10 protein-coding genes and 1 riboswitch are annotated in these 12,459 nt (G+C 66.6%); of the genes, 7 read left to right on the top strand and 3 right to left on the bottom strand.

The genetic code is table 11. The features are described 5' to 3' along the window. Positions 1-26: 26 nt before the first annotated feature. The 3 genes from tkt to ToN1_RS17050 all read left to right on the top strand — a co-directional run bounded on the left by tkt (position 27) and on the right by ToN1_RS17050 (position 4,424). Positions 27-2,060 carry a transketolase gene (gene tkt, locus ToN1_RS17060; RefSeq protein WP_169208467.1) on the top strand — a complete coding sequence of 678 codons (2,034 nt, stop codon included), beginning with the start codon at positions 27-29 and terminating at the stop codon, positions 2,058-2,060. Between the two features lie 97 nt (positions 2,061-2,157). Further along, positions 2,158-3,174 carry a type I glyceraldehyde-3-phosphate dehydrogenase gene (gene gap / locus ToN1_RS17055; RefSeq protein WP_169208468.1) on the top strand — a complete coding sequence of 339 codons (1,017 nt, stop codon included), beginning with the start codon at positions 2,158-2,160 and terminating at the stop codon, positions 3,172-3,174. A 65-nt stretch (positions 3,175-3,239) separates the two neighbouring features. Next, a complete protein-coding gene (locus ToN1_RS17050) occupies positions 3,240-4,424 on the top strand; it encodes a phosphoglycerate kinase (RefSeq protein ID WP_169208469.1) in 1,185 nt (394 codons plus the stop codon). 101 nt (positions 4,425-4,525) lie between these two features. Here the strand turns inward: ToN1_RS17050 and ToN1_RS17045 are convergent, their stop codons facing one another. Together ToN1_RS17045 and ToN1_RS17040 are read right to left on the bottom strand one after the other, a co-directional pair. Then, a complete protein-coding gene (locus ToN1_RS17045; protein WP_169208470.1) occupies positions 4,526-4,774 on the bottom strand; it encodes a hypothetical protein in 249 nt (82 codons plus the stop codon). A 111-nt stretch (positions 4,775-4,885) separates the two neighbouring features. Further along, a complete protein-coding gene (locus tag ToN1_RS17040) occupies positions 4,886-5,764 on the bottom strand; it encodes a cache domain-containing protein (RefSeq protein ID WP_169208471.1) in 879 nt (292 codons plus the stop codon). Positions 5,765-5,960: 196 nt separating this feature from the next. Here ToN1_RS17040 and pyk point away from each other — a divergent pair, with 196 nt between their 5' ends. The 4 genes from pyk to ToN1_RS17020 all read left to right on the top strand — a co-directional run bounded on the left by pyk (position 5,961) and on the right by ToN1_RS17020 (position 10,374). Then, entirely contained in the window at positions 5,961-7,409 is a 1,449-nt protein-coding gene (gene pyk / locus ToN1_RS17035) for a pyruvate kinase (RefSeq protein ID WP_169208472.1), read from the top strand. Positions 7,410-7,447: 38 nt separating this feature from the next. Then, a riboswitch (cobalamin riboswitch) is annotated at positions 7,448-7,652 on the top strand. 45 nt (positions 7,653-7,697) lie between these two features. Continuing rightward, positions 7,698-8,453 (top strand): 5,6-dimethylbenzimidazole synthase, encoded by a 756-nt coding sequence (gene bluB, locus ToN1_RS17030; RefSeq protein ID WP_169208473.1) that lies wholly within the window; start codon positions 7,698-7,700, stop codon positions 8,451-8,453. 135 nt (positions 8,454-8,588) lie between these two features. Beyond that, positions 8,589-9,653: a class II fructose-bisphosphate aldolase gene (fba, locus tag ToN1_RS17025; protein WP_169208474.1), complete on the top strand. Its 1,065-nt coding sequence runs from the start codon at positions 8,589-8,591 to the stop codon at positions 9,651-9,653. 49 nt (positions 9,654-9,702) lie between these two features. Next, the gene (locus ToN1_RS17020) at positions 9,703-10,374 is read left to right on the top strand and encodes a hypothetical protein (protein WP_169208475.1); all 672 of its coding nucleotides are present in this window, start codon (positions 9,703-9,705) and stop codon (positions 10,372-10,374) included. 69 nt (positions 10,375-10,443) lie between these two features. Here the strand turns inward: ToN1_RS17020 and ToN1_RS17015 are convergent, their stop codons facing one another. Further along, the gene (locus ToN1_RS17015; protein ID WP_169208476.1) at positions 10,444-12,309 is read right to left on the bottom strand and encodes a diguanylate cyclase; all 1,866 of its coding nucleotides are present in this window, start codon (positions 12,307-12,309) and stop codon (positions 10,444-10,446) included. Positions 12,310-12,459 lie beyond the last annotated feature (150 nt).

Raw genomic sequence — 12,459 nt, 5'->3', positions numbered from 1 at the left:
AGCCAGCCACCAGGCCCGAGAGATCCATGCAGGCAGCCCGCAACGAGAACCCGCGCAACGTGCGGCCCCCGGTCTTCAACCCTGTCACCGGTGCGATTCGTGCCTTGGCGATGGATGCCGTCCAGCAGGCCAATTCGGGCCATCCGGGCGCGCCTCTGGGCATGGCCGAGATCGCCGAAGTGCTGTGGCGCCACCATCTGCGCCACAATCCCGCGAATCCGAAGTGGGCCGACCGCGACCGCTTCGTGCTGTCGAACGGCCACGGCTCGATGCTGATCTACGCGCTGCTGCATCTCACGGGCTACGACCTGCCGATCGAGGAGCTCAAGCGCTTCCGCCAGTTGCACAGCAAGACTCCGGGCCACCCCGAATACGGCTACACCCCCGGCATCGAGACGACCACCGGTCCGCTGGGCCAGGGCATCACCAACGCCGCGGGCATGGCGCTCGCCGAGAAGATGCTCGCCGCCGAGTTCAACCGCCCCGGCCACGCGATCGTCGACCACCACACCTACGTCTTCCTCGGCGACGGCTGCCTGATGGAAGGCATCTCGCACGAAGCCTGTTCGCTCGCCGGCACGCTGGGCCTGGGCAAGCTGATCGCCTTCTACGACGATAACAACATCTCGATCGACGGTCACGTCGAGGGCTGGTTCACCGACGACACGCCCAAGCGCTTCGAAGCCTACGGCTGGCAGGTGATCCCCAACGTGCAGGGCCACGATGCAGCCGAGATCGACGCCGCGATCCGCGCCGCCCAGGCCAACACCGCGCAACCGACGCTGATCTGCTGCAAGACCGTGATCGGCGCGGGCGCCCCGAACAAGCAGGGCAGCCACGACGTGCACGGCGCGCCGCTGGGCGCTGCAGAGATCGCCGCGACGCGCGAGCACATCGGCTGGACCCACGCGCCGTTCGAGATTCCGGCCGACGTCTACGCCGCGTGGAACGCGCGCGACAAGGGCGCGGCCCTCGAAGCAGGCTGGGACCAGCGCTTCGCCGCCTATGCCCAGGCCTTCCCGGCCGAAGCCGCCGAATTCAAGCGCCGCATGGCAGGCGAGCTGCCCGCCGACTGGTCGGCGCACGTCGACGCGGTCATCGCCAAGATCGTCGACAAGGCCGAAACCATCGCCACGCGCAAGGCGAGCCAGAACAGCATCGAGGCCTTCGCGCCCAAGCTGCCCGAACTCGTCGGCGGCTCCGCAGACCTCGCCGGCTCCAATCTCACGCTGTGGTCGGGCGCCAAGGGCGTCACGAAGGATGCCGGCGGCAACTACATCTACTACGGCGTGCGCGAGTTCGGCATGGCCGCGATCGCCAACGGCATCTCGCTGCATGGCGGCCTGATCCCCTACACCGCCACCTTCCTGATGTTCAGCGAGTACGCGCGCAACGCGCTGCGCATGGCCGCGCTGATGAAGGTGCGCCAGCTGTTCGTATTCACGCACGATTCGATCGGCCTCGGCGAGGACGGCCCGACGCACCAGCCGGTCGAGCAGACCGCGACGCTGCGCCTGATCCCGAACATGGACGTGTGGCGCCCCTGCGACACGACCGAATCGGCCGTGGCCTGGGCGCACGCGATCGAGCGCAAGGACGGCCCCTCGTCGCTGCTGTTCTCGCGCCAGAACCTGCCCTTCCAGGCTCGCACGCCGGAGCAGATCGCGGCGATCCGCCGCGGCGGTTACGTCTTGTCGGACGCTGCCGGGGGCAAGCCGCAGGCGGTGATCATCGCCACCGGATCGGAAGTCGCGCTCGCCGTCGCGGCGCAGAAATCGCTGTTCGAGGCCGGCATTGCCGTGCGTGTGGTGTCCATGCCCTCGACCAACGTCTTCGACCGCCAGGACCGCGCCTATCAGGGCGAAGTCCTTCCCGCCGGCCTGCCGCGCGTCGCCGTCGAAGCGGGCGTCACTGACGGCTGGCGCAAGTACGTCGGCCTCGAAGGCGCGGTGATCGGCCTCGACCGTTTCGGCGAGTCCGCCCCCGCCGGCGAGCTGTTCAAGTATTTCGGCATCACTGCCGACGCGGTCGCAGAAGCCGTGAAGCAGATCGTGAAGTAAGCGTCGTCGCCGCGCTCCCGGCGCAGTCGGCGCCGGCAGTCCGCGGCGCCGGCTTTCGGATTGTGCTGTTCGTATCATTGCTCCGGGAGAATCCTCGATGACCATCAAACTCGCCATCAACGGCTACGGCCGCATCGGTCGCTGCACGCTGCGCGCCCTGTACGAACTGGGCCTGCGCGACCAGTTCGAGATCGTTGCGATCAACGCCTCCGGCGATCTGGCGACCAACGCCCACCTGACGAAGTACGACACGACCCACGGTCGTTTCGCCTTCCCGGTCGAGACTGAAGGCGACAATGTCTTGATCGTCAATGGCGACCGCATCCCCTTCTTCTCGACCAAGGATCCGCTGGGCGTGAACTGGGGCGACCTGGGCGTCGACGTGCTGCTCGAGTGCACCGGTGCCTACACCGCCAAGGCCAAGGCCGAAGTGCTGCTCAAGCAGGGCGCGAAGAAGGTGCTGATCTCCGCTCCCGGCGGCGACGACGTCGATGCGACCATCGTCTACGGCGTGAACCACGAGGTGCTGACCTCAGCGATGACCGTGGTGTCGAACGCCTCGTGCACGACCAACTGCCTCGCCCCGGTCGCCAAGGTGCTGCAGGACAACATCGGCATCGAGAAGGGCCTGATGACGACCGTGCACGCCTACACCAACGACCAGGTGCTGGTCGACGTGCGCCACAAGGACCTGCGCCGCGCCCGCGCCGCCGCGCAGAACATCATCCCGACCAAGACCGGTGCCGCCAAGGCCGTGGGCCTGGTGCTGCCCGCGCTGAAGGGTAAGTTCGACGGCTTCGCGCTGCGCGTGCCGACGATGAACGTCTCGCTGGTCGACCTCACCTTCACCGCCAGCCGTGCGACCTCCAAGGAAGAGATCAACGCGCTGATGAAGGAAGCCGCCAAGGGGCCGCTGAAGGGGGTGCTGGCCGTCAATGAGGATCCGCTGGTGTCGATGGACTTCAACCACGACTCGCACTCCTCGATCTTCGATGCGACGCAGACGCGCGTGATGGACGGCAACCTCGTCAAGGTGCTGGCCTGGTACGACAACGAGTGGGGCTACTCCTGCCGCATGCTCGACGCCGCCCGCGTGTTCCACAACGCGAAGTAATACACCCGCGCCAAAGCAATCCAACGCCCTGCCCTGCGGGGCGTTTTCACATCGGGAAGGAATCCATGCAAGTCAAGAAACTCGTCGACCTCAATGTCGCCGGCAAGCGCGTCTTCATCCGCGCCGACCTCAACGTGCCGCAGGACGAGGCCGGCAACATCGTCGAGGACACCCGCATTCGCGCCTCGCTGCCGTCGATCAAGTACTGCCTCGACAACGGCGCCGCCGTGATGGTCACCTCGCACCTGGGCCGTCCGACCGAAGGCGAAGTGCGCGCCGAGGACACCCTCGCGCCGATCGCCGTGCGCCTGGGCGAACTGCTGCACAAGCCCGTGCGCCTGATCCGCGACTGGGTCGATGGCGGCTTCGAAGTGAAGCCGGGCGAAGTCGTCCTGCTCGAGAACTGTCGCTGCAACAAGGGTGAGAAGAAGGACAACGAGGAACTGGCGAAGAAGATGGCCGCACTCTGCGACATCTACGTCAATGACGCCTTCGGCACCGCCCACCGCGCCGAGGCGACGACCCACGGCATCGCCCGCTTCGCCCCCGTCGCGTGCGCCGGCATGCTGATGGGCGCCGAGATCGACGCGCTCACCAAGGCCACCGAGACACCCGCACGCCCGCTCGTCGCGATCGTCGGCGGCGCCAAGGTGTCGAGCAAGCTGACCATCCTGAAGACCCTCGCGCAGAAGGTGGACCAGCTGATCGTCGGCGGCGGCATCGCCAACACCTTCCTGCTCGCCTCCGGCCATCGCATCGGCGACTCGCTGGCCGAGCCCGAGCTGGTCAAGGAAGCGCAGGCCGTCATGGACATCATGAAGGCACGCGGGGCCGAAGTGCCGCTGCCGGTCGACGTCGTCGTCGCCGACGAAGTCTCGGCCCTTGCGCGTGCGAACCGCATCCCGGTCGAGGAAGTCGGCCCGCACGACCGCATCCTCGACGTCGGCCCGAAGACCTCGGCAAAACTCGCCGACATCATCGCCCACGCCGGCACCATCGTGTGGAACGGCCCGGTGGGCGTGTTCGAGCACAACCAGTTCGCCGGCGGCACGAAGATGATGGCCTCCGCCATCGCCCACTCCGACGCCTTCTGCATCGCCGGCGGCGGCGACACGCTGGCGGCGATCGCGAAGTTCCACATCGCCCAGGACGTCGGCTACATCTCGACGGGTGGCGGCGCCTTCCTCGAGTTCCTCGAAGGCAAGACCCTGCCCGCGATCGCGGCGCTCGAGGCGCGCTTCAACGACTGACGCAGTCGCCACCCGCGCGGGCCGCCAATACTGCGGCCGGGCATGAAAACGGCCACCCGTAGGTGGCCGTTTTCACTGGTATCGCAGAGCCGATCCTGCTGTCAGCCGCAGCTGCAGCTTCCGCAGCCGCCGCACTTCTGCTTGCGCGTGACGAGGTAGTCGGCAATCTGGTCGCGGTCGAACTCGAAATCGTCACTGCTCTCGTAACCGATCCCCGGCTGAAAACTCTGGCCGTCGATCACGATGGTGAGCGCGTGCATGTTGCTCGCGGGATCGTGAGCGACCGAAAGGTCGTAGCTGCCGCCGCGCGGCAGGCTGTCGAGCAGGGAACGGGTAACGTCGTCGATCATGGGCGCTTCATCCTTCACGAGTGATCATTCGCCGGGCGGCATCGTATCCGGCGGCGGCGCATTTTCGCGGATTGCCCCCTGCCGGATATTGTCCGAAGTCAACCGGATGCGTCAGCGCGTGTAGTAGCCGACACCGACGAGCATGTCGTCGACGCGCCGGATGAACGAGTGCTTCGTCTCCAGCTTGTCGGTGACCGGATTGCGCCATGCGTAGTCGAGTTCCCCGTCGCCCTTGCGGCTGACGATGTTGACCATGTCGGCGACGATGGCCTTGCCCTTGGGGTCGCGCAGCGCCCGCCCGTCGCTGCCGACCAGCTTGGGCATCGCGCCATGCGCGAGGAAACGCTGCGACTTCAACTCGATCGCGAACACGTAGAGATCGTCCTGCACGAAGCCCCCGTCGAGCGCGTTGAACGCCGCGACGGCCGCCGGGGCGCCCTTGTCCTTGACGGTGGCAACGGCACGCTCAAGCAACTCCTTGGCTTGCGCCGGGGTCGCGCGCGGCACGTAGTAGCCGACGGCGATGATGCGCTCACCGACCTTGCGGAACAGCGTCACCTTCGGCTCCTCGCGATTGTCGATGCGGTTGAGCCAGCGGTACTCGACCCGACCTGCCTCATTCGCCGCCGCCATGGCGAGCATTTCGCGGAAAAAGGGTTTCCCGGCGGCATCCTGCATCGTCGCGACATTGCGTCCGACCAGCGCCACCGACGACCCGCCGCTGGCGAGCATGGTGCCGTCCGTGGCCAGGGCGTACACGTAGAGCTCGCGGTCCTTGAATTCCGCGGCGCGGTTGAACTCATCGAACGCCGCGTCCCCCACTTCGCGATAACGCGCGACTGCCTTGTCGAGCAAGCGCATGCTGCGGTTCTCGTCGGCACGCTGCACGAGCGCGCCCACCCCCCCCTCCACAGACGCAGATTCGGCGGCAAGCATGGGCGGCGCCATCACAACAAGCGCAAACAGGGAGGCGATGGAAGCGAGTTTCATGGCGTCTGGAAGTTCCGGCAAATAAATTGATGAAGGCAAAATTATAGGAACCATCAGCATCTGTCGAGAGACAGACATCATCCAGGCACAGACAAACGGGGCACCAAGCATCCTGCCTCCCGGCCGCGCAGGGGCCGTACGAGGGCCGCGCGCAGGTAGAATCGTGTTCTCGGATGCATATCGACACGGAGACAACATGCCGCGCCACACGAAGATCGTCGCCACCCTGGGCCCTGCCTCCTCCGACCCGCAAGTATTGGAACGCATGGTGCATGCGGGGATCGACGTCGTGCGCATGAATTTTTCGCACGGCAAGGCGGATGACCACATCGCCCGCGCCACGGCGATCCGCGAGGCCTCCGCGCGTGCGGGCCGGCCGGTGGGCATCCTCGCCGACCTGCAGGGCCCCAAGATCCGCGTCGGCAAGTTCGCCGGCGACCGGGTGCTCCTGCACAAGGATGCCGAGTTTATCCTCGATGCCCACTGCGAACTGGGCGACACCTCGCGCGTCGGCCTCGACTACAAGAACCTGCCCAGGGACGTGAAGACGGGCGACGTCCTGCTGCTCGACGACGGACGCATCAAGCTGGTGGTCAATCGCGTCATCGGTGCCGAGATTCACACCACGGTGAGGGTCGGCGGCGAACTGTCCAACAACAAGGGCATCAACCGCCAGGGCGGTGGCCTCACCGCACCCGCGCTGACCGCGAAGGACATGGACGACATCAAGACCGCCGCCCTGATCGGCGTGGACTTCGTGGCCGTTTCCTTCCCCAAGAGCGCCGCCGACATGTACATGGCGCAGCAACTCCTGCGCGCCGCCGGCAGCGAAGCCCTGCTGATCGCAAAGATCGAGCGCACCGAGGCGGTCGCCAACCTCGACGAGATCCTCGACGCCTCCGACGGCATCATGGTCGCCCGTGGCGACCTCGCGGTCGAGGTGGGCGACGCGGCGGTCCCGGCGCTGCAGAAGAAGATGATCCGCGCCGCACGCGACCGCAACAAGCTGACCATCACCGCCACGCAGATGATGGAATCGATGATCGGCAGCCCCGTGCCGACGCGCGCGGAAGTGTCGGACGTCGCCAATGCGGTGCTGGACGGCACCGACGCCGTGATGCTGTCGGCGGAAACCGCGTCGGGCAAGTATCCGGTCGATGTCGTCGAGGCAATGAGCCGCGTGTGCCTCGAGGCAGAGAAGTCCGCCGAGGTCACGCTCGACCGTGAGGTGCTCGACCGCGTGTTCACGCGTATCGACCAGTCGATCGCGATGGCGGCGATCTGGACCGCCTGGCACCTGAAGGTCAAGGCGATCGCCTCGCTCACGCAGACCGGCTCGACCGCACTGTGGATGAGCCGCCTAAACAGCGGCGTGCCGATCTACGCGTTGACGCCCGAACTGCCCGCGCGCAACCAGATGACGCTGTACCGAGAGGTGTTCCCGCTGCTGATGTCGCAGACGCACCAGGATCGCGACCTGCTGCTGTGGGAAGCCGAACAGATCCTGCTCGACCAGGGGGTCGTCGAGCACGGCGACCTGATCGTGCTGACGATCGGTGAACCGATCGGCGCCTCCGGCGGCACGAACACGCTGAAGATCGTGCGCGTCGGCGAGCACCCCGCCCCGCACCTGAACGAACAATGAGCGTGCAGCGCTCGCGCCGCGACTGCTAGACTGATAGGTTTTCGATGACGCCTCCCGGTGCCCGCGATCCGCGGGAGAATCGGGAATGCGGTGAAGCGGTGCTGCCTGCAGCGCCGCGATTCCGCGACGTGCCCAACGCTGTGAGGGGGACCGCCGCCGCACGATGCCACTGACCCGCGGGTCGGGAAGGCGCGGCGCGGGACGAACCCGAGTCAGAAGACCGGCCGGGAGGCAGAACAGCGGCGGACTGGTCCGTTCGCCGCCCACTGCGCTTCAGAAGGGGAATCGATGAAGACCGCCACGCCCGGCCACCAGGCCCACCACCAGTTCGACGACGCCGAGCGCGCCGCCGTGTATCGCAACATCCTCGCGCGGCGCGACGTGCGCGGACAGTTCCTGCCCGAGCCGGTCGCCGACGACATGCTTGCCCGCATCCTCACCGCCGCACACTTCGCCCCGTCGGTCGGCTTCATGCAGCCGTGGAGCTTCGTCCTTGTCCGCGACCAGGCCGTGAAGCAGCGCGTGCACGACGCCTTCACGCTTGCCAACGCCGAGGCGGCGCAGATGTTCGAGGGCCAGCAGCGCGAAGTGTATTCCGGCCTGCGCCTGCAGGGCATCCTCGAAGCGCCGATCAACCTCTGCATCACCTGCGACCGCGACCGCGCCGGCCCCGTCGTGATCGGCCGCACGCACATCAAGGCGATGGATATCTACAGCTCGGTGTGCGCAGTGCAGAACCTGTGGCTCGCCGCCCGCGCAGAAGGACTGGGCGTCGGCTGGGTGAGCATCTTCCGTCAGTCGGCGATCCGCGAGATCCTGTCGCTGCCCGAGCGCGTCATGCCGGTCGCCTACCTGTGCATCGGCCACGTCAGTCACTTTTTCGATCAGCCTGAACTGCAGACGGCCGGCTGGCGTCAGCGCCTGCCGCTCGACGAGCTGGTGCATTTCGACGGCTGGGGCGGCGAGCACGCGGACGCCGAGTCGCTGCGCGAAGAGCTGCGCGCAGCCCAGGCGCTCGCGGCCCGGGGGCTGCCACCGCTCTGACGTGGCGGCGCGGCGGCGGGTAGTTGCATGCCGTTTCCTTCGCCGGACCCACCGCCGCCCAACAAACGCTAGAATGCGAGCCAATTCGCAACCCCGCACGTTTTGCGTGCCCGCACTTGATACCGGAGAAGGACAATGCCCCTCGTTTCCATGCGCCAGCTGCTCGATCATGCCGCCGAAAACGGCTACGGTTTACCGGCGTTCAACGTCAACAACCTCGAGCAGGTCCAGGCGATCATGGAAGCCGCGGCCGAAGCGGACAGCCCCGTGATCATGCAGGCGTCGGCCGGCGCACGCAAATACGCCGGCGAAGCCTTTCTGCGCCACCTGATCGACGCCGCCGTCGAGGCCTATCCGCAGATCCCGGTCGTGATGCACCAGGACCACGGCCAGTCGCCGGCGATCTGCATGGGCGCGATCCGCTCGGGCTTCTCCAGCGTAATGATGGATGGCTCGCTGATGGAAGACGGCAAGACGCCGTCCTCCTATGACTACAACGTTGCGGTGAGCCGCGAGGTGGTGAAGTTCTCGCACGCCATCGGCGTGACCGTGGAAGCCGAACTGGGCTGCCTCGGCTCGCTCGAGACCGGCCAGGCCGGTGAAGAGGATGGCGTTGGCGCGGAAGGCACGTTGGACCACTCGATGCTGCTGACCGACCCCGACCAGGCCGCCGACTTCGTCAAGCAGACCGACTGCGACGCGCTGGCGATCGCGATCGGCACGAGCCACGGCGCCTACAAGTTCACGCGCAAGCCCACCGGCGACATCCTCGCGATCGACCGCATCAAGGCGATCCACGCGCGCCTGCCGAACACCCACCTGGTGATGCACGGCTCCTCCAGCGTGCCGCAGGAGCTGCTCGAGGTCATCCGCCAGTACGGCGGCGACATGAAGGAAACCTACGGCGTGCCGGTCGAGGAGATCCAGACCGCGATCAAGTTCGGCGTGCGCAAGATCAACATCGACACCGACATCCGCCTCGCAATGACCGGTGCAGTGCGCAAGTTCCTGTTCGAGAACCCGTCGAAGTTCGATCCGCGCGAGTTCCTGAAGCCCGCCCGCGAAGCCGCCAAACTGGTGTGCAAGGCGCGTTTCGAGGCCTTCGGCTGCGCCGGCCAGGCGAGCCGCATCAAGCCCATGTCGCTGGAAAAGATCGCCGCGCGCTACAAGTCCGGCGAGCTCACCCAAATCGTCCGCTGAGCCCTGAGCGGGCCCGCGCCTGCAGGCGCGGTGCCCGCCAGCGCAGCCCATGTCCAAGCCCAACCTCAAGCTCAGCGTCAGCTTCGAGTTCGAACTCGAGGCCCCCGCCGCTTTCGTTGAGGCCAGTCACGAAAAACTGTGCAAGGCCGTGCAGGAGCTGTTGGGCGCGATGGTGCTGCAGGGGATGCCGACGGTGACGGCAAAGCAGCTCGCGAAGGCGGGGGTCGCGGTAGTTTCGCACCACCATCACCTCGACGTGCTGAACACCGCAGCCGCGTCGGTTCCGCGCGCGGAGCTCGTCGCCGCCGGCCCGCATCTCACCGACGACGAACTCGATCAGCTCGCGCGTCGCTCGGCCGGGCGCGTGCCCCTCGCCGACGCCGAGCGCGGACGCTTCCTGCGCCGCCATGCCCTCGCGCTCGCGGGCGAATTCCGCATGGTGCCCTGCGTGGTCGGGGGGCGCCTGAGTTCGGGCAAGGACGCTGCCCTCGCGGCACGGCTGAACCTCACCAACGGCAGCGTGCTGGTCAGCGAGCAGGACCGCCAGAGCCGCTTGCAGGCCAACCAGGACGGGCTGGTGGTGGCAATCCAGGGCTCGGAAGTCCGCCTGCGCGGCGCCTGTGCCGGACACACGCTGAGCGGCCCGGTGATCGAGGTGGCGCTGGGTGAGCTCGCGGCGCACCGCGACGCCCTGGTCGCCATCTGGCAAAAGGGCGGCTGATCACGCCCTGCCGGCAGGCGCCCGGCCGCATCGCGGCACGCCTCCTGCGAAACTTGCACAGGCCGCCGCTCAGTACGAGTCGGCGTGACCTTCCCACATCTCGGGCCTGAAGCGCACGACGCGGTTACGCCCTTCCTCCTTCGCGCGATAGAGGGCCACGTCGGCGAATTTCACGGACTGCCAGAAGGTTTCACTGTCTTCGGGGAACATCGCGAGGCCGATCGAGATCGTCTTCTTCAGAATCGCTCCGCCGACCTGGATCTTCAGTTCCTCGACCGTGGCGCGAATATTTTCGGCGACACGCAGCGCATTGTCGGCCTCGGTTTCCTGCAGGACGATCAGGAACTCCTCGCCGCCGAAGCGGATGACCATGTCGGATGCCCGCACCGATGTCCTCAACACGGCGGCCATCGACTTGAGCACGGCGTCGCCGGCGTCGTGGCCGTAGGTGTCGTTGACCATCTTGAAGTAGTCGATGTCCAGCACCAGAATGGCCAGTTCGGTCTTGCGCCGGCGTGCCGTGGCGACCAGGGTGTCGACGTATTCCTCGAGGAAGCGGCGATTGTTCAGGCCGGTCATCGCGTCGCGCAGCGACGACTCGCGCAGCGTCTCCGTCAGGCGCTTGGCCTCCAGCACGGGCGCCATCTCGCGCACGTAGACGTTCACGTACGGCACCTGGGCGTGGAAACGCGCGGCCTCGGATTCGCGCACCACGATCTGGACGATGCTGCCCACCGAGCCGGACTGCATGATGGGTACGCAATAGTGGCGCCGCATCTCGCCCGCTTCCTCGGGCTGCTTGAACGCGTAGCAGATGCCCGGCTGGGTGAGCCCGTCGACGGCGTGGCCGGAGCGCTTGGCGCGGCACATGTCGCTGCGCACGAGGATCTGCGGATCGCACCAGCGGCACGGACTGCCCTGCACGCCATCGACCATGAAGGGTTCCAGCTGCTTCGGCCCGGACGTCTCGTAGATGGAGAATTCGCGCACGCCGAACTGGTCGGTCAGCACGCGCCCGAAGCGGTCGAAAATTTCGGACTTGGTCTCGTCCTCCTCGATCGCCTGCTTGAAGCTGGAGGCGTCGGCCAGGCCATTGACCATGTCGATCGCGACCTCGAGCTGGTTGTCGTCCTGCCTCAGGGTGCGCCCGGTGAGCTGCACCACGCGCTGGCTGATGCGCGCCAGGCCGTCATCGAGGAAGGTGAGCAGGTTGTTGGTTTCGCTTGCGATCTGGCCGATCTCGTCATCGGTGCGCTTCTCCACGCGCCCCTTGAAGTCGCCCTTCAAGGCGCGCTGCACCGCGCGCTCAACGGCCTGCGCGGTCGAGCCCACGGGAAGGATCAGGCGCCGCGCAAGCACGATGGAGAGGGCCGCGAAAACGGCCATCGTGATGCTGATCCAGGTCACGGTCGTGAGCGCCTTCGCCTTGAGTTCGGAGAGCGACAGCTCCATGGTCACCGCGCCGAGCACGGTGCCCTCGCTGACCTTGTGGCACTGCAGGCAGTTGGGCGTACCTCTCGAAGAGGCGGCGAACGGAATGGTGCCGCGGAATACCGAGTCGCCTGCTTCGTCGCGAATCTCGTAACGGGGCTGACCGTCCGCAAGCACGAGCTTTTCGATTTCGTCGGCATTCATTTCGCGGTTCATGCCGGCGCCGAACTGCTCATTCACATGCAAGGAGCGCACGACCCGCGCGGTGCGCAGACCCTGGACCTCGACCAGACGGTTGAGGAACTGCTCGCGCTTGTCGATGACGCCCTGGATCATCGCCTCGGTCAGATGGACGCGGACGACTTCCGCGGCCGTGCGCACGTGCGCGGTCGACGAGGCGATGGAATAGCTGCGGAAGGCATACAGGCTGATCAGGATCAGCATCACCAGCGTGCCAACCGCGATGCCGCCGAACAGCAGGGTCATCTTACGATTCAGATTCATTCGGATTTCGGGGGTACGCGGCTCCCCCGCTTGGTTATTTCGCCGGGGTGCAATTATGCCCGGAAACGTCTTGTAACACTCGACGAAAGGGGTAGTCGGGCTTGCAGGTGGCATCTTCTGCGCCGGCCCCCGACGAACTCGAACCGGACG

It is taken from the genome of Aromatoleum petrolei (assembly GCF_017894385.1).
GTDB classification, from domain to species: Bacteria; Pseudomonadota; Gammaproteobacteria; order Burkholderiales; family Rhodocyclaceae; genus Aromatoleum; species Aromatoleum petrolei.
The sequence above is the reverse complement of the archived record's forward strand: the minus strand, read 5'-3'. Positions and strand labels throughout refer to the sequence as shown.